At 44.3% G+C, this 19,782-nt stretch carries 19 protein-coding genes; 17 read left to right on the top strand and 2 right to left on the bottom strand.

The window, feature by feature from the left end:
- The first annotated feature begins 40 nt into the window (after nucleotides 1-40).
- From ccmA to FH974_RS11415, 17 genes are all read left to right on the top strand, one after another.
- A complete protein-coding gene (gene ccmA / locus FH974_RS11495; RefSeq protein ID WP_047883816.1) occupies nucleotides 41-691 on the top strand; it encodes a cytochrome c biogenesis heme-transporting ATPase CcmA in 651 nt (216 codons plus the stop codon).
- 6 nt (nucleotides 692-697) lie between these two features.
- Complete coding sequence (gene ccmB / locus FH974_RS11490) at nucleotides 698-1,366, top strand: heme exporter protein CcmB (protein WP_047883815.1); 669 nt, start codon at nucleotides 698-700, stop codon at nucleotides 1,364-1,366.
- Between the two features lie 299 nt (nucleotides 1,367-1,665).
- Nucleotides 1,666-2,397 (top strand): heme ABC transporter permease, encoded by a 732-nt coding sequence (locus FH974_RS11485; RefSeq protein ID WP_047883814.1) that lies wholly within the window; start codon nucleotides 1,666-1,668, stop codon nucleotides 2,395-2,397.
- Nucleotides 2,398-2,404: 7 nt separating this feature from the next.
- Nucleotides 2,405-2,611: a heme exporter protein CcmD gene (gene ccmD, locus FH974_RS11480; RefSeq protein ID WP_047883813.1), complete on the top strand. Its 207-nt coding sequence runs from the start codon at nucleotides 2,405-2,407 to the stop codon at nucleotides 2,609-2,611.
- Nucleotides 2,608-3,096 carry a cytochrome c maturation protein CcmE gene (ccmE, locus tag FH974_RS11475; protein WP_047883812.1) on the top strand — a complete coding sequence of 163 codons (489 nt, stop codon included), beginning with the start codon at nucleotides 2,608-2,610 and terminating at the stop codon, nucleotides 3,094-3,096. The genes ccmD and ccmE overlap by 4 nt, the downstream gene beginning before the upstream one ends.
- Complete coding sequence (locus FH974_RS11470; RefSeq protein WP_047883811.1) at nucleotides 3,093-5,078, top strand: heme lyase CcmF/NrfE family subunit; 1,986 nt, start codon at nucleotides 3,093-3,095, stop codon at nucleotides 5,076-5,078. Before ccmE ends, FH974_RS11470 begins: the two co-directional genes overlap by 4 nt.
- On the top strand, nucleotides 5,078-5,632 hold the full coding sequence (locus FH974_RS11465; protein ID WP_047883810.1) for a DsbE family thiol:disulfide interchange protein: 555 nt from the start codon (nucleotides 5,078-5,080) through the stop codon (nucleotides 5,630-5,632). Before FH974_RS11470 ends, FH974_RS11465 begins: the two co-directional genes overlap by 1 nt.
- 50 nt (nucleotides 5,633-5,682) lie before the next feature.
- The gene (locus FH974_RS11460; protein WP_047883984.1) at nucleotides 5,683-6,216 is read left to right on the top strand and encodes a cytochrome c-type biogenesis protein; all 534 of its coding nucleotides are present in this window, start codon (nucleotides 5,683-5,685) and stop codon (nucleotides 6,214-6,216) included.
- The gene (gene ccmI, locus FH974_RS11455; RefSeq protein WP_047883809.1) at nucleotides 6,213-7,427 is read left to right on the top strand and encodes a c-type cytochrome biogenesis protein CcmI; all 1,215 of its coding nucleotides are present in this window, start codon (nucleotides 6,213-6,215) and stop codon (nucleotides 7,425-7,427) included. The genes FH974_RS11460 and ccmI overlap by 4 nt, the downstream gene beginning before the upstream one ends.
- Before the next feature lie 486 nt (nucleotides 7,428-7,913).
- Complete coding sequence (locus FH974_RS11450; protein WP_242551890.1) at nucleotides 7,914-8,666, top strand: MlaA family lipoprotein; 753 nt, start codon at nucleotides 7,914-7,916, stop codon at nucleotides 8,664-8,666.
- 185 nt (nucleotides 8,667-8,851) lie between these two features.
- The gene (gene rffG, locus FH974_RS11445; RefSeq protein ID WP_047883982.1) at nucleotides 8,852-9,916 is read left to right on the top strand and encodes a dTDP-glucose 4,6-dehydratase; all 1,065 of its coding nucleotides are present in this window, start codon (nucleotides 8,852-8,854) and stop codon (nucleotides 9,914-9,916) included.
- A gap of 10 nt (nucleotides 9,917-9,926) precedes the next feature.
- Nucleotides 9,927-10,820: a glucose-1-phosphate thymidylyltransferase RfbA gene (gene rfbA, locus FH974_RS11440; RefSeq protein ID WP_047883808.1), complete on the top strand. Its 894-nt coding sequence runs from the start codon at nucleotides 9,927-9,929 to the stop codon at nucleotides 10,818-10,820.
- 7 nt (nucleotides 10,821-10,827) lie between these two features.
- Nucleotides 10,828-11,706: a dTDP-4-dehydrorhamnose reductase gene (gene rfbD / locus FH974_RS11435; RefSeq protein ID WP_047883807.1), complete on the top strand. Its 879-nt coding sequence runs from the start codon at nucleotides 10,828-10,830 to the stop codon at nucleotides 11,704-11,706.
- Nucleotides 11,707-11,777: 71 nt separating this feature from the next.
- Nucleotides 11,778-12,320, top strand: a complete 543-nt coding sequence (gene rfbC, locus FH974_RS11430; protein ID WP_047883806.1) for a dTDP-4-dehydrorhamnose 3,5-epimerase — start codon at nucleotides 11,778-11,780, stop codon at nucleotides 12,318-12,320.
- Nucleotide 12,321: 1 nt separating this feature from the next.
- Nucleotides 12,322-13,137 carry an ABC transporter permease gene (locus tag FH974_RS11425; protein WP_047883805.1) on the top strand — a complete coding sequence of 272 codons (816 nt, stop codon included), beginning with the start codon at nucleotides 12,322-12,324 and terminating at the stop codon, nucleotides 13,135-13,137.
- Nucleotides 13,127-14,452, top strand: a complete 1,326-nt coding sequence (locus FH974_RS11420; protein WP_047883804.1) for an ABC transporter ATP-binding protein — start codon at nucleotides 13,127-13,129, stop codon at nucleotides 14,450-14,452. Before FH974_RS11425 ends, FH974_RS11420 begins: the two co-directional genes overlap by 11 nt.
- 9 nt (nucleotides 14,453-14,461) lie before the next feature.
- Nucleotides 14,462-17,032 carry a methyltransferase domain-containing protein gene (locus FH974_RS11415; RefSeq protein WP_053061723.1) on the top strand — a complete coding sequence of 857 codons (2,571 nt, stop codon included), beginning with the start codon at nucleotides 14,462-14,464 and terminating at the stop codon, nucleotides 17,030-17,032.
- Between the two features lie 56 nt (nucleotides 17,033-17,088).
- Here FH974_RS11415 and FH974_RS11410 read toward each other — a convergent pair whose 3' ends face one another.
- Both FH974_RS11410 and FH974_RS11405 read right to left on the bottom strand, forming a co-directional pair.
- Nucleotides 17,089-17,835: a glycosyltransferase family protein gene (locus FH974_RS11410; RefSeq protein WP_084712457.1), complete on the bottom strand. Its 747-nt coding sequence runs from the start codon at nucleotides 17,833-17,835 to the stop codon at nucleotides 17,089-17,091.
- A complete protein-coding gene (locus FH974_RS11405) occupies nucleotides 17,832-19,703 on the bottom strand; it encodes a nucleoside-diphosphate sugar epimerase/dehydratase (protein WP_207103286.1) in 1,872 nt (623 codons plus the stop codon). Before FH974_RS11405 ends, FH974_RS11410 begins: the two co-directional genes overlap by 4 nt.
- Nucleotides 19,704-19,782: the final 79 nt, after the last annotated feature.

The raw sequence follows: 19,782 nt of genomic DNA, 5'->3' as shown, positions 1-19,782 counted from the left end.
GATTCGACCCTAATTGTGTCACCTAGGATACATCATTTTTATGTTGTCTGTTGAAGAGTTAAGTTGTACCCGGGACGAAAGGGTATTGTTTGAGGATTTACATTTTTCGGTTTCATCTGGAGAACTGGTTCAGATTGAGGGCCAGAACGGGGCCGGAAAAACGACCTTGCTGCGTATCCTGGCAGGGTTGGGACGAGCAGACAACGGCATCGTTAGCTGGAATGATGAAAATATCGAATCGGCACGGGAGCTCTACCATCAGGATCTCCTTTTTCTTGGTCACCAGACCGGCGTGAAACGTGAGCTGACGGCTTACGAAAATCTTTCTTTTTTCCAGTCTATGCACGTCCACAACGGTGACAACGGATTAACCGGTGAGGCAATGGTCAGTGGTGCCGATAGCCTGTGGCAGGCGCTGGCTCGCGTTGGCCTGGCAGGACGGGAAGATGTGCCTGCCGGGCAGTTGTCTGCTGGTCAGCAGCGCCGGGTGGCGCTGGCCCGACTGTGGCTGAGCAACCATAAGCTGTGGATTCTGGATGAGCCTCTGACTGCGATCGATAAACAAGGCGTCAAAGTGCTTGAGCAATTGTTTCTTTCCCATGTCCAGCGAGGAGGGATGGTGATCCTGACCACGCACCAGGACATGTTCGCTGACAGCGACCATCTACGAAAAATCAAGCTGGGGCGATAAAAATCCATGATCAGAGAAATTACCCTCGTTGTTCGCCGTGAGCTGATGATTGCGTTTCGTCGTCAGGCTGAAATTTTCAACCCGCTGTGGTTTTTCATTATTGTTATTACGCTGTTCCCTCTCGGTGTTGGGCCAGAGCCGAATTTGTTAGCACGTATTGCTCCGGGGATTGTTTGGGTTGCGGCCCTGCTGGCGGCCCTGTTATCGATGGAGCGCCTGTTCCGGGATGATTATGTAGACGGGTCGCTGGAGCAGATGTTGATGATGCCGACGCCGTTGCCGGTCCTGGCGTTTGCCAAAATGGTGGCGCACTGGTTCCTGACCGGGGTACCGCTGCTGCTGATCAGTCCGTTGCTGGCGATTTTATTGTCATTAGACTGGGCAACCTGGAAAGCTGTGGTGTTAACTTTACTATTGGGAACGCCAACTTTGAGCTTTTTAGGCTCCATCGGGGTGGCGTTAACTGTGGGATTGCGAAAAGGTGGGGTTTTATTGAGCCTGCTCATATTGCCGCTCTATATACCTGTGCTTATATTCGCGACCTCCGCGATTGATGCGGCCAGTTTGGGCATGCCGTATAACGGCCAGCTGGCACTGCTGGGAGCCATGTTAGTGGGCTCTGCGACACTTTCTCCGTTTGCTGTCGCAGCTTCACTACGCATCAGTGTGCAATAAATGATTACAATAAAGTTAGCCATAGAGCTTTTTTGCAACTTGTCAGTAAAACTAAAATATCGGCAAAAAAGTAGGTAAAGGCTGACTTATTCATCATACGGGGTGAAATCACCGGTGATGAATTTGAGCAAGCACAAGGAAGCGGTTGATAATGGGTGGATTACCCCTTTGGGAGTATTCACCTTGTGTTAGCCAAAGAGAAAGATGAGTCACGTCTCTGTCACGCAATCAGGCCATGTCAGTGAGCCCGGCTGCAGACTGGAACGTACTAATTACTATTATGTGAGTAGAGCAGAATTATGTGGAAGTGGTTACATCCCTACGCTAAAGCTGAAAATTGTTACCGGTTATGTGGCACTTTGCTACCCTGGTTTTCAATCCTGGCCCTGTTATCAATGGTGATTGGTACCCTCTGGGGGTTAATGTACGCACCGACCGATTATCAGCAGGGTGACAGCTTCCGAATTATTTATCTTCACGTTCCCGCCGCCATCTGGTCGATGGGAGCCTACATGTCTATGGCTATTGCTGCCTTCATTGGTCTGGTCTGGCAGGTACGCCTGTCGGATATGGCGGCGCTGGCGATGGCACCTATCGGTGCGGTGTTTACCGTGATTGCGCTGCTGACCGGTGCGATCTGGGGCAAACCGATGTGGGGTGCCTGGTGGGTGTGGGATGCTCGACTGACTTCTGAACTGATTTTGCTGTTCCTCTACCTGGGTGTTATCGCGCTGTATAACGCGTTTGACGATCAGAAAACCGCGGCGAAAGCGGCCGGTATTCTGGCGATTGTCGGCGTGATCAATCTGCCGATCATCCATTTCTCAGTAGAGTGGTGGAACACCCTGCACCAGGGCGCCACCATCACCAAGTTCGCGAAACCGTCTATCGATGCCAGCATGTTGTGGCCGTTGCTGCTCAACATTGTGGGCTTTGCCTGTTTCTTTGGGGCGCTGACGATGATTCGCCTGCGTAATGAGATTATTGCCCGTGAAAGCCACCGCCCTTGGGTGCGTGAACTGATGAAGTGAGGCCGCTATGCATTTTGACTCTTTCAGTGATTTTTTAGCGATGGGTGGCTATGCCTCGTATGTCTGGAGTTCGTACGGTATTTCAATGGCAGCCCTGATTTGGATTTTAGTTTCCAGCTTGCGCACCAAGCGCCAGCTGGCGGCAGAGATTAAAAATAAAATGGCGCGTGAGAAACGCATCAAAGAAGCGGAAAAACTGGAGAACACACTATGAACCCGAGACGTAAAAAACGCCTGTCGCTGGTACTGGCGCTGGTGGTAGGCCTCGGCGCAACAGTTGGGTTGCTGCTCTATGCCCTGAACCAGAATATGGATCTGTTCTACACACCAACGGAATTGGTAAATGGTAAGCCTGACGGGACAAAACCGGAAGTCGGTCAGCGTCTGCGTATCGGGGGCATGGTGGTAACGGGTTCGGTAGAACGTGATCCCCAGTCGCTGAAAGTCAGCTTTAAAGTGGCCGATGTCGGTCCGGCGGTTACGGTGAATTATGAAGGCATCCTGCCTGACCTGTTCCGCGAAGGGCAGGGCATTGTGGCGCAGGGTGTACTGATCGATGCAAACACCGTTGAGGCCCACGAAGTGCTGGCCAAGCACGATGAAGAGTACATGCCGCCGGAAATCGCTGAAGCGATGAAGAAAACGCATGAACCGCTGAAATACAGCGAGACCCAACTACAGGGCAGTACTGACCAATGATTGTTGAACTCGGCAACTTTAGCCTGATAGTGGCGCTGGGTCTGTCGATCCTGCTCAGCATCTATCCGCTTTATGGCGCATCGGTGGGCAATCAGGCTCTGATGCGCATGGCGCGTCCGCTCACATACGGGGTGTTCGGCATGATTATGATGTCATTCATCATCCTGAGCTGGGCGTTTTACACCAACGATTTTACCGTTACTTACGTTGCGACAAACTCAAACTCCTTGCTGCCGTGGTACTACCGCTTGTCAGCTGTCTGGGGTGGGCATGAAGGTTCCCTGTTGCTGTGGGTACTGATCCAGGCAACCTGGGCTGTCGCCGTTGCTATTTTCAGCCGTGGCATGCCGCTGGAATCGCTGGCGCGGGTGTTGTCTGTGATGGGGATGATCTCCATTGGCTTCCTGCTGTTTATCATCGCAACCTCCAACCCGTTCCTGCGTACGCTGCCGTATTTTCCGGTAGATGGCCGTGACCTGAACCCGCTGCTGCAGGATCCGGGACTGATTATTCACCCACCACTGCTGTACATGGGTTACGTGGGGTTCTCGGTGGCGTTTGCGTTTGCTATCGCGTCGCTGATGACCGGACGATTGGATACGGCCTGGGCTCGCTGGTCACGTCCGTGGACTATCGCTGCCTGGTCTTTCCTGACACTGGGTATCGCGCTGGGCTCCTGGTGGGCTTATTACGAGCTGGGCTGGGGCGGTTGGTGGTTCTGGGACCCGGTTGAGAACGCTTCTTTCATGCCATGGCTCGCAGGTACGGCACTGATGCACTCACTGGCTGTAACCGAAAAACGCGGTACGTTCAAAGCCTGGACGGTACTGCTGGCGATTTCGGCTTTCTCACTCAGTCTGCTGGGTACATTCTTGGTTCGTTCCGGCGTGCTGGTTTCGGTACACGCGTTCGCCTCCGATCCTGCCCGCGGCATGTTTATTCTGGGCTTCCTGGTCGTTGTGATTGGTGGTTCGCTGCTGCTGTACGCGCTGCGAGGTGGTCAGGTACGTTCACACGGTAACTTTGCTCTGTTTTCCCGCGAAAACCTGCTGCTGGCGAACAACCTGCTGCTGGTTGCCGGTCTGCTGGTGGTGTTGATTGGTACACTGCTACCGCTGATCCACAAGCAAATTGGACTGGGCTCGGTTTCCATCGGGGTACCGTTCTTCAATACGCTGTTTACCTGGCTGATGATCCCATTTGCTTTCATTCTGGGTATTGGGCCACTGGTGCGCTGGAAGCGTGACAATTTGTCTAACATCCGTAAGCAAATGATTGTGTCAGCTATTGTGACGCTGCCGGTTGCATTTCTGTCAATCTGGCTGTTCACCGATATCCTGGAGCCAATGGCGGTTCTGGGCATGACGATGGCCGTCTGGATCATCATGATGCATGGCTTTGAGCTTTACGAGCGTGCCACTCACCGTCACAGCCTGTGGACAGGTCTTGGCAAACTAGGACGCAGTCATTGGGCGATGGTTCTGGGTCACATCGGTATGGCGGTCACTGTGATTGGGATTACGCTGGTGTCTAATTATGATCTGGAGCGCGATGTGCGTCTGGCACCGGGCGAGAGCGTGAACGTTAAAGGTTACGACTTTAAGTTTGTTGGCCTGCGTGATGCAGATGGTCCGAACTATGACGGTTATATCGCTGACTTCAACATCACCCGTAACGGCAAAGCTGTCACAACACTGCATGCTGAAAAGCGTTTTTACAGCGTGGCGGGTTCAATGATGACCGAAGCGGCGATCAACAGTGGTGTGACCCGTGACCTATATGTGGCGATGGGTGAGCGACTGGGCGGTGAAGCCTGGGCTGTACGTATTTACTTTAAACCGTTTGTGAACTGGATCTGGTTCGGTGCCGTGCTGATGGCGCTGGGTGGCGCGATGGCAATCAGTGACAAGCGTTACCGGTTCCGCAAAAAAGCACAGCAGGAACAGCCGGTGCTGGCCGAAAGAGAGGCAGAAGCTAACTGATGAACAAGAAACTACTTTTCATTCCTCTGGTACTGTTTCTGGGGCTGGTGGTTATGTTTATGAACCAGCTCAGCCGTAATGCGGAGGGCGATGACCCGACCAAACTGGAATCCGTTTTGGTGGGAAAACCGGTTCCGCAGTTCAAGCTGGAAGATCTGGTTGAAGCCGGCAGACTCTATGAGCAGGACATCTTTAAAGGTGAGCCATTACTGCTCAATGTTTGGGCCACCTGGTGTCCGACCTGTTACGCCGAACACACCTACTTAAATCAGCTGGCCAGTGAAGGCGTGAAGATTATCGGCCTCAATTACAAAGATGACCGTCTAAAAGCGGTACGTTGGCTGAATGAGCTGGGTAACCCTTACATTCACAGTCTGTTTGATGGTAATGGCATGCTGGGTATGGATCTGGGCGTTTACGGGGCACCTGAAACGTTTCTGATCGATGGCGAAGGTATCATTCGATACCGCCATGTCGGAGATGTGAATGATCGTAACTGGAACGATACCCTCAAGCCAATGTATGACGCCTTGCTGAAGGAGGCGAAAGGATGAAGGGACGCTCACTTAACCTGATCGGATTTGCATTCAGCGCAGTACTGTCAGTGTCTCTGTGGCTGGGCACTGTAGCGGCTTTCACGCTGCCGGCGACAGCGACTGCTGCTATTGACGTTTATGAATTCAAATCACAGCAAAAAGAGAAAGAGTTCCACGAACTGACGGCGACCCTGCGTTGCCCTAAGTGTCAGAACAACAGCATTGCAGACTCTAATGCCGAGCTGGCTAAAGACATGCGCCAGAAAACCTATGAAATGCTCAGCGAAGGGAAAAGCAAGCAGGATGTCATTGATTACATGGTGGCGCGTTACGGCAATTTCGTGACCTACAATCCGCCGATCATGGCCTCGACACTGATTCTGTGGGCTGGCCCACTTCTGTTTATCGTGATTGGCTTTACGGTATTGGTGCTGCGCTCTCGCAAAAACAGTGTCAGTAAACCAGCGAAAGGTCAGCTGTTGGATGAAAAAGAGCAAGCCCGTTTGCAGGCCCTGATGGCTGAAATGGGACAGGATATGGCTTCAGACACAGAAGCGGCATCTGGTAACAGCAATGCGGCAGGCGGGAAGGTGAAAAAATGACGTTGTTTTGGTTGATTACAGTCTTCCTGGTACTTATCGCCATGCTGTTGTTTGTGCTGCCGATGTATTTCGGTAAAGAGCAAGATCATGTCGCCAGCCGGGACGAACTGAATAAGGCGTTCTTCAAAGATCGCATGAGCGAGCTGAAGGAAGAAAGTAGCGAAGGACTGGTGGAAAACACCGATGAGCTGGTCGTTGAGCTGCAACAGTCCTTATTGGACGATGTTCCGGCCAATGCCAAGGCGCATCAAAGCAAGGTCAGCACTGCGCTGCTGATTCCGGGCGTTTTGCTGCTGGTGGCTGTCTGCTACGGTATGTACCTGAAAACCGGTAGTCTGGATAAGGTTATGCAATGGCATGAGACGGCTGCGCGTCTTCCTGAACTATCACAACGACTGATGCAGGAGTCGGGTGAGCCGATGTCGGATCAGGAGATGGAAGATCTGACTTTGGCGCTCCGTACCCGTCTGCATGAGACACCTGATGATGCAACCGGTTGGTTGCTGTTAGGACGGATTGGTATGGCGAACCGTGATGCGGAAACAGCGCAAAGCGCGCTGGACCGTGCGTATCGACTCGAACCAAGTAATCCGGAAGTGCAGCTTAGCTATGCGCAGGCGCTGATGCTGATTGGCGACCCGGGACAATCTGAACGTGCCCGCCGTTTGCTGATGAGCGTGATTAAACAGGATCACACCAATCTGCGTGCGATGTCGTTGCTGGCATTTGATGCGTTTGAACGCGAGGAATACGATCAGGCTGTGGCATACTGGAGCATGATGAAAGAGCTGATTGGTGCTGATGACCCACGTGCCGCCATGCTGGATCGCAGCATCGCCCGGGCGGAAGACCAAATGAATCAGGCCGGCAATACTGCGACTTCGGTATCTGTCACGGTGGAACTGGACCCGAGCGTTATCCGTCCTGAGCAAGGTATCGTGATTATTTCAGCGCACTCGGCGGATGGTGCTCCAATGCCCGTAGCAGCAAAACGGTTACCGCTTTCTGCATTTCCTATCACACTGACACTGGACAATCAGGACAGCATGATTCCTGAGCGACCACTGACGTCACTGCCGGAAATGATCATCAAAGCTCGTATCGACAGCGACGGCAATGTGATGACGAAAAAAGGGGACTGGTACGGACTAAGCGAAGTGATTCCGCTGGGTGGCACAACCAAAGTGGTAATCAGTCAGCAGTACGAGTAATTATCATCTCCGTTCAACAACGTATATAATCCAAAAGGCCAGGTAGGTAATATCTGGCCTTATTTTTTTGTCAGTTATGCCGTATAAAAGCAACTGAGTGCATGGTTTCCCTGTTATGGACACCTATGATTCAGAAATGTTCGTGTATGATACCGGAACGTTATAAGCCCTGAGACAATGGATAACATTTTGAAAAGCAAACATCTCCTTGCAACCGCAATTCTGTTAGCCCTGACAGCCTGTGCAGAAACGCCCAAAAGCACGGCTGACTACGCCACTTCATCAAAAAGCGCTTCATCAGACACTGTCGAAAACAGTTCCGCGGTCATTGACGCGACTGAATCAGATGCGCAGTCACCTGGAAACAGCACTGGCGTATCCGGGGAAGATGCTGATGCCATGGCTGAAGTAGCAGCAGACGCTGAAGCCTCTGTCGACAGAGCTGGGGGCAACGTCACGTCAGGCGAAGCCACATCAGACGAAACCATCAGCGATGAAACGGACAGTGAGTTACAAGCAGAGATTTTTGCCGAACTGGATCAGCAGGGTGGTGAATATGCGGTTCCAGGCGTCTACGACCCGTTTGAAGGGTTTAACCGTGCCATGTGGAACATCAACTATAACTACCTGGATCCGTATATCGCACGCCCGGTATCACTTGCTTATGTAGACTATGTACCCTCACCGGTTCGAGGTGGTATCCGTAACTTCCTCTCGAATCTGGAAGAGCCTGCCAGCATGCTTAACAGCTTGCTGCGACTGGAAGGTGAGCAGGCAGTGACTCACTTTAACCGCTTCTGGATTAACTCGACCTTTGGTCTGGCAGGCCTTATTGATGTTGCCTCCCGTGCCGACATCCGCAAACCGCGCGATAAAGCCTTTGGAGACACAATGGGCTACTACGGTGTAAATAACGGTCCGTACTTTATGTTCCCAGTTTACGGTCCGGTGACATTGCGCGAAGGCAGTGGTGATATCGTTGATAGCCTGTACTTCCCGTTAAATCTGCTGACATTCTGGCAGAGCTTGGGTAAGTGGGCATTTGACGGGATGGAAGACCGTGCGGCGCTGGTGTCATCGGAAGCGATGTTGAACGACTCACCAGATCCATATGTCTTTGCCCGTGATGCCTACATCCAGAACCAGAACTTCCGTGCTCAGGGTGAAAATGCAGAACCTGAAACACCTGTGAACGAAGAGTTTCTGGATGACTTCATGGATGAGATTGATGAATATTAATTATAAAAGTGTTTTTGCATTATTTGCTGATTAATTAAAATCGACTTTGGGTAGAATATGTAAAGCGATTCTTAGCTTGAATGATTAGTTTCTGATAGTATTCCGCTCTTTATTAACTTTTTTAAGATTAACGCTTTAGGAGTTTGTCTAACTTTAAGGCGTAATAGTGCTTGTTTGGTTTTGATATGAAGATCTTAGTAACTGGTGGTGCGGGCTTTATTGGCTCAGCTGTTGTTCGCCATATTATTGAAAATACTCATGATTATGTCGTAAATGTCGATAAACTGACTTACGCAGGCAATCTGGATTCGTTGGTCAGTGTGGAAGGACACGAGCGCTATATGTTTGAGCAGGTTGATATCTGTGATCGTGCGGCTCTTGATCGCGTATTCGCTGAGCATCAGCCTGATGCTGTGATGCACCTGGCGGCTGAAAGCCATGTAGATCGCTCTATTGACGGCCCTGCAGCGTTTATTGAAACGAATATTGTTGGTACGTACACACTGCTAGAGTCAGCACGTGCTTACTGGAATAGCCTTGATGAAGAGGCTAAAGCGGCATTTCGTTTCCACCATATTTCAACTGATGAAGTGTATGGCGATCTGGAAGGGACAGATGATCTGTTTACCGAAACCACGTCTTATGCACCAAGCAGTCCGTATTCTGCGTCGAAAGCATCTAGCGATCATCTGGTTCGTGCTTGGCTGCGTACTTACGGCTTGCCAACGGTTGTGACAAACTGCTCGAACAACTACGGCCCTTTCCATTTCCCGGAAAAATTGATCCCACTGATGATTCTGAACGCCTTAGACGGTAAGCCACTGCCAGTGTACGGCAATGGCATGCAGATTCGAGATTGGCTGTTTGTAGAAGATCATGCGCGTGCTCTTTATACAGTCGTCACCAAGGGAGAAGTGGGTGAAACCTATAACATCGGTGGCCATAACGAGAAAGCTAATATTGAGGTAGTAAAAACTATCTGTCGCCTTCTGGAAGAGCTGGTACCTGCGAAGCCGGAAGGCGTCGCAAACTATGAAGATCTAATCACTTACGTTACCGATCGCCCAGGGCATGATGTTCGTTACGCGATTGACGCGACCAAGATTGGTCAGGAGCTTGGCTGGACACCGGAAGAAACATTTGAAACCGGTATCCGTAAAACTGTTGAGTGGTACCTGAACAATAAAACATGGTGGAGCCGTGTATTGGATGGCTCTTACAGCATGGAACGTCTAGGCAGTAACGTATAAGGGCAGTGTAATGAAAGGTATTATTCTTGCGGGCGGCTCAGGTACTCGCCTTTATCCAATTACTCGTGGCGTATCAAAGCAGTTGTTGCCTGTTTATGACAAGCCGATGATTTACTACCCGTTAGCAACATTGATGCTGGCGGGTATTCGTGAAGTACTGGTTATTACTACGCCAGAGGATAACGAGTCGTTTAAACGACTGCTGGGAGATGGTTCAGATTTCGGTATCAATCTGCAATATGCGATCCAACCGAGTCCTGATGGTTTAGCCCAGGCTTTCATTATTGGTGAAGAGTTCCTGGCGGGGGATAGCTGCTGCCTTATCCTGGGCGATAACATTTTCTACGGCCAGTCTTTCTCGCGCACGCTACGTAACGCGGCTGGACGAGAAAATGGTGCAACTGTGTTTGGTTATCAGGTTAAAGACCCTGAGCGTTTTGGTGTGGTCGAGTTTGACCAAAATATGAAAGCTGTTTCGATCGAAGAGAAACCCGTTCAGCCGAAATCCAATTATGCCGTTACCGGATTGTACTTTTACGACAACCGTGTTGTGGACTTTGCCAAACGAGTAGAGCCGTCTGAACGCGGTGAGCTGGAAATTACCAGTATCAATCAGATGTACCTGGAAGATGGTTCATTGAATGTTGAACTGCTGGGTCGCGGTTTTGCCTGGTTGGATACCGGTACACATGAAAGCCTGCATGAAGCTTCGTCGTTCGTGCAGACTATCGAGCACGTTCAAGGCCTGAAAGTTGCTTGCCTTGAAGAGGTAGCATGGCGAAACGGTTGGCTGACCGATGCACAGCTTTTGGATAAAGCAGAACCAATGCTGAAGAACGAATATGGTCGTTATCTTCAATCACTGGTTGCCGAAAAACATAAACAGTCACAACATCTAGGTTGAAATTTGTATGCTGAAAGTACTAATTACCGGAAGTAATGGCCAGGTGGGTAGCCTATTGGTTCAACAGCTGAGCGAGAAAGCAGAGGTTCTGGCGGTAGATCGCGACAAGCTGGATATCACCGATGAACAGTCAGTGATGGATATGGTGGAAACCTTCCAACCTGATGTGATTATCAATGCAGCGGCACACACCGCTGTCGATAAAGCAGAAAACGAAGTTGAACTGTCCTACCTTATTAACCGTGATGGCCCGCGTTACTTAGCGCAGGCAGCAGAGAAAATCGGTGCTGCCATTTTGCATATTTCGACAGATTATGTCTTTGCGGGTGATAAAGTAGGGGCGTACAGCGAAACTGACCCGACAGACCCACAAGGCGTGTACGGAGCAAGTAAACTGGCGGGTGAGCAAGCTGTTATTGCCGCGTGTCCGCGTCATATTATTCTTCGTACCGCTTGGGTCTTTGGTGAAACGGGCAACAACTTCGTTAAAACCATGATTCGTCTTGGTCGTGATCGTGATCAACTGGGTATTGTCGGTGATCAGTTTGGTGGTCCAACCTATGCGGGCGACATTGCTGCAACACTGATCGCGATAGCAGAGCGCTTTCATTCTGGTCAAGATGTCGCTTGGGGGATCTACCATTACTCAGGTCTGCCAAGTGTCAGCTGGTTCGAGTTCGCCTGCTTCATTTTTGAGCAGGCGCAGTCTCAGGGCGTTTTGGACAAGTCACCGGCGCTCAAGAGTATCACTACCTCAGACTATCCGACACCGGCAAAACGCCCGGCTAACTCCCGTCTGATCATGGATAAAATCCACACCGCGTTTGGTATCCCTGCGAGTGACTGGAAATCGGCACTCAACGATATTCGCCCTTACGGAAAATGATGAATCAAAAAGTGCCTGGGATGGTTGATTGTGATGTCAAACGATGCCGGGTACTTGTGAGAGATTAATAAATGAAAGTTATTGATACTGCTATCCCGGATGTAAAAATCATTGAGCCTGCTGTGTTCGGTGATGAGCGTGGCTTCTTTATGGAAACTTGGCAACAGGAAAAATTCTGTGAGTTAGTAGCAAACCGAACTTTTGTTCAGGATAACCACTCGAAGTCTAAAAAAGGTATCTTAAGAGGTCTACATTACCAAACAGAGAATACTCAAGGTAAGTTAGTACGAGTAGTCTCAGGTGAAGTATATGATGTCGCAGTAGATATTCGAAAAAGTTCACCAACATTCGGGCAATGGGTAGGTGTTCTTCTGTCAGCAGAAAATAAGCGTCAACTTTGGGTGCCAGAAGGTTTTGCTCATGGTTTTTATGTAACCAGTGATGAGGCAGAATTTGTTTATAAATGTACAGATTATTACAATCCAGAGGCTGAGCATTCGATTCTCTGGAATGATCCGGAGCTATCAATTGATTGGCCATTAGATCAAGAGCCAATTTTGTCTGAAAAAGATAAAATTGGTGATTTATTGAAAGCTACGGTAGGTTTGAAATAAAATGCATAAAATAGTAAATCAAGTAAAGTTGTCATTTACTTGTTTCTTGAAAAATAAATCATTGATAATGAGTCTATCAAGGAGGGATATACTTCAAAGATATCAAGGCTCTTTATTTGGCTTGTTATGGACATTGCTGACTCCGCTAATTATGTTGGCAATATACACCTTTATCTTTAGTGTTGTATTTAAGGCGAAGTGGGGTGGTGTAGATGATAAGTTTCAGTTTTCAATGTTATTGTTTTCTGGCTTAATTATATTTAATTGCTTTTCAGATATTATTTCAAGAGCACCGACCTTAATTATAAACTATGCAAGCTATGTAACAAAGGTTATTTTCCCAATTGAAATACTACCTTTTGTTATTACAATAAGTGCGATATTTAACTTTATCTTGTCTTTTATTATTTGGTTAGTATTCTACATAACCCTTATTGGCTTGCCATCAATATATATCGTGTTTGTACCTTTACTCATGATTCCATTTATTTTAATGTGTAATGGACTTGCATGGATTTTAAGCTCAATTGGGGTCTATATAAGAGATGTTAGTCAATTGGTCACACTTGTTGTTAGTGCGTTAATGTTTATGACACCAATATTTTACCCAATAACAGCTCTACCAGAACAATATCAGTTTTATTTGCACTTAAGTCCAATTACTACAGTCGTTGAGTTATTTAGAAGTTTAGCTATTTATGGCGAAATGCCAAGTATTAAGATGTTAGCTGTTTATACATCATCCTCTATTGCAATTTATTGTTTGGGCTTTATGTGGTTTAATAAAACAAGTAAAGGTTTTAGTGATGTCTTGTAATGACTATATATTGTCAGTTGATAATATAAGTAAATGCTTTGAAATCTATGAAAAACCATCTCATAGATTATGGCAAATGTTTTTTAAAAATAAAAAGCTTTACAAAGAGTTTTGGGCATTAAATGACATTAGCTTTAAAGTTAAACGTGGAGAGTCAGTCGGTATCATAGGCAGAAATGGTGCTGGTAAATCCACATTATTACAAATTATATGTAATACATTATCTCCTACAGATGGGCAAACGAAAATTCAAGGTAAGGTTGCTGCTTTATTAGAACTGGGGGCAGGATTTAACCCTGAATTTTCGGGGAGAGATAATGTCTACCTATGTGCATCTTTGTATGGAATGACTAAAGAGCAAATTGATGAGCGATATGAGATGATAGCTAATTTTGCTGACATCGGAGATTTCATCAATCAGCCAGTCAAAACTTATTCAAGCGGTATGTATGTAAGGCTTGCATTTGCAGTCATTGCTCATGTCGATGCTGATATTCTTATAATAGATGAGGCTCTTGCTGTTGGAGATGCTTTATTTACTCAAAAGTGCATGCGCTTTTTGAGAGAGTTTAAGAAAAATGGTGTTCTTCTCTTTGTTAGTCATGATACATCAGCCGTTACTAATTTATGTGATAAAGCCGTTTGGCTTAAAAACGGTAAAGTTGAAAGCTTTGATAGTGCAAAAATCGTCTCTGAAAAATATATGGCCGATTTGTATCAGTCGAAAGTAACAAAAAATGATAAGAAAGTTGTTGAAACTGAGAAAAAAGAAGTAAAAGTTTTTAGAGATTTTAGGCAAGATTTTATTAACTCTTCAAACTTGAGAAACGATATACAGATATTTCAATTTGATGATATTGAAAATAATAATTTTGGTAAGGGTGGTGCCAAAATTAGTGATGTATTCATCATGGATGAAGATGGTAACGCTTTAAATTGGTTTGTTGGTGGTGAGGGTGTAACTTTAAGGGTTGAGGTTGAAGTTAATGAAGAAATAAAAAATCCAATTGTTGGTTTCTCAATTAGGGATAAATTGGGACAGCCTGTTTTTGGTGATAACACATTTCTTCACACAATTTCTGATAATTTATTGTGCAATGCAGGAAATAAGATAGTTGTAGATTTTGATTTTCAAATGCCTGTTTTATTGAATGGTGATTATTCTGTAACAGTTGCAGTTGCAGATGGGGACCAAAACAATCATGTGCAACATCATTGGATTAATGATGCTTTATTATTTAAGTCCACAGCTACTTCAGCTAGTACTGGATTGGTTGGCATACCAATGAAAAATATAAAAATTAATATTATCTAGGAGAGCAAAGTGGCTCATATTGAACAGCAAGTTTTCTGTAACTCAGTCAAAGAACTTCATCCATCTTTCTTTAGCAATGTTTTTGTCCTAGATATTGGTGCTTTGGATATAAACGGTAATAATAAAGTTTTATTTGAAGAGTCTCATTATTTAGGCTTAGATGTAGCTCTCGGGCGAAATGTAGATATTGTTTCAAAAGGTCATGAACTTGGCTTGCCTGATGAAACATTTGATACGATTATATCTACTGAGTGTTTTGAGCATGATCAATATTATCCAGAAACAATAAAGAATATTTATCGAATGCTAAAACCAGGTGGATTGTTTTTGTTTACATGTGCAACAACAGGTAGACCTGAGCATGGAACAAGAAGAACAACTCCTGAAGATGCTCCTCTGTTACAAGGGTTTACGGAGTGGAGTGATTATTATAAAAACTTAACTGAAGATGATATTAAAGATGTTTTTGGTGATATCAATCAACTTTTTTCTAAGTTTGAGTTCTCTGTAAATCCTAAAACATGCGATCTGTACTTTTGGGGTATTAAGCATGGCGTGCGTGTAATCAGAGATGACTATTCTTTCATGCTAACTCGTGATAAGTTTAAAATTGATATTGAGGAAATAAAATCTTCTGTTGATAGATTAAGCAAAATTTCCGCTGAAGAGAATATAAATTTAAAACAAGAAAATGAAAAGTTAATTGAAGATTTTGACCAATTAAAATTAGAACTTGAGCAAAAAGAACGTCAAATCAATGGATTATACAGTGATATATCTGAACTAAAATCAAGTACTTCTTGGCGCTTAACATCTCCATTACGTGTAATAAAAACACAATCGTCCCGAATTTATAGTGGCGAAATGTTTGATAAATTAAGCCGATTAATAAACCTGTTTCTAAATAACCCTAAAATTTGTATTAAAGCTGTTAATTATGCAAAAAAACATGGGGTTAAACAGACTATTAACCGTCTAAAGTTTGCTGCAACTACACCAAACTCCCCAACGTTTAATCATGCTTGGTTTGATATTAATGCACAAGAGACGGTTTATATATTATCAACGCATCATTGCCAGTATATTGCTGAACTAATTCAAATTAATCTTGAAAAACTATCAATAAAAAGTGAAATTATTTATTCTAAGCCAGAAAATGGGTTTAGTTCTAATCTTCATTTTGTAATTTGCCCACAGATTTTTGATGAACTGCCACCATTATATATTGCATATCAAATGGAGCAGGCTGTAAGTTCGCGCTGGTTTACTGATAGCTACTTTGATATTTTGCGTTCATCTTACGCAATTTTTGATTACTCTGAGTACAACTTAGACGTTTTGCAAAAAAATGATATATCATTGAAACAGCTATATTACGTACCTATTGGACAAAAATTAAAATCTAACTGCAAAAATGACACTAACTACGCCTATGATGTGTTGTTTTATGGTGATATCAATAACAAACGTCGCAAAGAGTATATTTCTAAACTGAAAGAGAAGTTTAATGTAAAAATTGTAAACAACTTATTTGGTGATGATCTTATTAAGGAATTTGAAAAGGCAAAGGTTATTGTTAACATTCATTATTATGAAGGTGCGTTATTAGAGACGACTAGAATTTATGAGTGCTTAAGTAATAACAAACTTGTCATTTCAGAGAAAAGTGCAGATCAAAGTGCTCATACGACACTTAACGATATTGTTGAGTTTGTAGAGATTGGTGATATTGATCAAATGGTCGAAAGGGTCAATTTTTGGGTTAACTCTCCTGATCGTCTTCAGGAGAAATTAAGCCAGAATGCGCAGAAATTGAGTTTGTTGCCTGATTTATTCGAATATTACTTTATGCGATTTATGCTAGCAAATGATTGGATAACATTTGAACAGTTCTATGATATAGCTGGTGGAAATATTTCCTTTGAGTCAACAAATATTTGTCTGGGTTTACCGGAATCTGTAGAACGCCATAAAGATTTTGAAAAAGACAATGCCTATGGCTTTGAATACTTCCCTGGTTTACGACACAATCTAGGCTGGGTTGGCTGTGGGTTGAGCTATAAATTCATTGTGAAAAAAGCCAAAGAGCTTGGTTTTGAAACAGTTACGATATGTGAAGATGATGTTGAGTTTCCAGAAGATTTTGAAAGTCGTTTAGAAAAAATTCGTAGTTATTTATCGCATCAAAATAACTGGCAACTTTTCTCAGGTCTGATTGCTGACTTGAATAAAGATACAAAAGTATCGAAAGTTGATTTTTCTAGCGAAGAAGAGTTTCTGCATATCGATAAAATGACTAGCACTGTATTGAATATATATTCAAGTTCATTTTATGATCTACTTCTAGCGTGGGATGATAGTAATCGTTGTGCTGAAACAAATACAATTGATAGATATATTGAAAGTAATAACGATTGTAATGTTATAACAACTAGTAAGTTTCTTGTTGGCCATAAGGAGGAGTTAGACTCTACTCTTTGGGGATTTAGTAACCAAACATATACTGAGATGATTAAAGCTAGTGAGAGTAAGCTAAACGAAAAGAAAGAGGTTTATTTAGCTCAAAATAATAAATTGTAATCGATAGCTTTCAACTACACGGTTCAAGCAATAGTCATTGCTTGAACCGTGTAACTCTAAAAATTAAAATGATATCGTAGGTAACTTCTTAAATACCATATGAAGTGTTTGGAAAAAATATTCCTGTTATTAAATGCTCCTTTATGAATGGCTTTTATGTTTGGTAAATATGTCAGAACCATTCCTTTTTTTTGGGCTCTACGGCAAACATCAACATCTTCAAAGTACATGAAAAATTTTTGATTAAAGCCTTTTAACTCGTCATAACATTTTTTCTTAAACATTAAGAAAGAACCTGCTGCCCAATCAACCTCAATGGGTTCGCATATGTTTTCTTTATCATATGAATCAGTTCGTTTTTCTTTTAAAAATAATCCTTGTAGTGGTCCAGTCAATCTCGGGAAACGCTTAATTGAGTATTCATGGATTGATAAGTCACTGTCTTTAAATAAATTAATGGTGTAAATATCTGACTTAACTTTATGAGTTTCTTTTTCTAATTGTATTAATTGAGATATATCAATTAATACATCAGGATTAATTACTAGAAAGAAGTCATCATCATTAATAATGTTGTTTTTACTCAGGTAATCAAAAACAATATTATTGTTTTCGCTAAATCCTCGACCATATTTTTTATCGATCAAAGTAATGTTGTTTCTTTGGGAAAATAGTAATAGCTCTTCTGTTACTGGTGTATTAGATTTAATCAATACATTATATTTTTTTGCTATTTCGGCTAAATATGGATTACTAGCCAGCATTTTGTCATGATTATGATTGATAATACTGAGAAATATCATGATGATTTATTGTTTAAGTAGCCAAGAGGAGTGTCTAAAAGGAGTTGGACGATTTTGTCCTCATCAAAATTGTGGCAAGCCTCATCGAGGGAGTTTAAAAGTGTTGCCATTTCTGACCAAGATAGCATGACTTCTCTTGCTGTCATGATTTTACTGTGCGATGTACCCTCGACATTTTCGCCAATAAGTAATTCTTCATATAGCTTTTCTCCGGGTCTTAAGCCAGTAAATCGAATTTCGATATCTCCATCAATCCCTTCATTAATATTGCTTTCACTCATACCCATTAAATGGATCATGCGTTTGGCTAAATCCAAAATCTTTACCGGCTCACCCATATCTAGAACAAAAACTTGTCCGCTGTGTGCCATTGCACTGGCTTGAATAACAAGTTGGGCAGCTTCAGGGATAAGCATGAAGTATCGTGTGATATCTGGGTGTGTAACGGTAACAGGGCCTCCATTGCGGATTTGCTCTTTGAATAAAGGCACAACTGAACCTGATGAACCTAGTACGTTGCCAAAACGTACCATTGTGAAAGTGGTGTCCGACTGTCGTTCTGCTAATGCTTGTAATACTAACTCAGCAAGGCGCTTACTGGCTCCCATCACATTGGTCGGACGAACAGCCTTGTCGGTTGAGATAAGGGTAAAGTTTTTCACATTAGCCGAAATAGCTGCTTCAGCAGCAGCGAGAGTCCCGAAAACATTATTGCGAATGCCTTCAATTACATTATCTTCAACAATGGGTACATGCTTGTAGGCAGCAGCGTGAAAAACAGTCTCTACGTTATGACCTTGCATTAACTTGGCCATTCGGTTCTGTTTTTGTACGCTTCCGAGTGCAGAGACGATTTCTGTTTCTGCCGATATATTAGCGATTATTTTCCTTAGTTCTCTGTCAATGCTGTACAGGTTATATTCGTTAAGCTCAAAAAGAATCAATTTACTGGGCTTTTTCAAAATTATCTGTCGACAGAGCTCAGAGCCGATAGAACCTCCTGCACCAGTTACCATCACCGCTTTATTTTTAATGTTTTTCGACAGCAATTCTTGATCTGGTTCTACTGGTGCTCGACCTAATAAATCACCAATATCTAGATCTTGTATTTCACCCAAAGTAGCCTTGCCTGTGGCAATATCCTCAACGGATGGTACGGATTGTACTGCGATTGGTAACTCAGATAGTTTGTTTACAAGTCGTAGTCGCTGCCCTTTACCAATGTTATTTATGGCCAGCAACAGTTTAACTGGTTGATAAAGAGACTGAAGTTCCTCGAATTCTGAACTATGATGAACACGCAGGCCAACGATGATTTGTCCAACTTTTGCTGGGTCGTCATCTAGGATGACAACAGGGTGATACTCTCCACCGCTGATCAGTGCGTAGGCTAGCTCACGGCCAGTGGAACCTGCGCCATATATGAAAACATTAGGTTTTTTTCGCTTGTAGTAGTGGTAATACATTGTTCGTATTAAAATACGAGGTCCACCAAGCAGTAAGATAGCAATACCACTGTAAATCATTGGTACACTACGGGGTACAAATGACTGAAAGAAAAAGCCACTAAGCGCTAGAGTAATGGCGGACAGGATTATGGCTAACATGATATGCCCCAGTGCGGGTAACATCATGTACCGTAATACAGCTCTGTACATGCCAAGACGAACAAAGCTATAGAGGGTTACACAAATCGTGACAACAAAGCTTAAGACTTCCTTGTGGCTGATCTCAAACATCCAATTGTTTAGTCGCAGACTCATTGCAATGTAGAGTGATAACATGATTGCTATCGCATCATAAGCCATTGTAATTATTCTTTTATTTTTTCTTTGTGTTGAAAATAGGGCTCTTACTGGTTTTAACATAGATTGGTGCTTCGTTAACATACTTCAAATGAAGAATCGTTGTCTTGGATGTGATGCGCTTCTTATATGGTTGAAGCTA

Origin of the sequence: Photobacterium ganghwense (assembly GCF_017329545.1) — a bacterium.
Lineage (GTDB): Bacteria > Pseudomonadota > Gammaproteobacteria > Enterobacterales > Vibrionaceae > Photobacterium > Photobacterium ganghwense.
The sequence above is the reverse complement of the archived record's forward strand: the minus strand, read 5'-3'. Positions and strand labels throughout refer to the sequence as shown.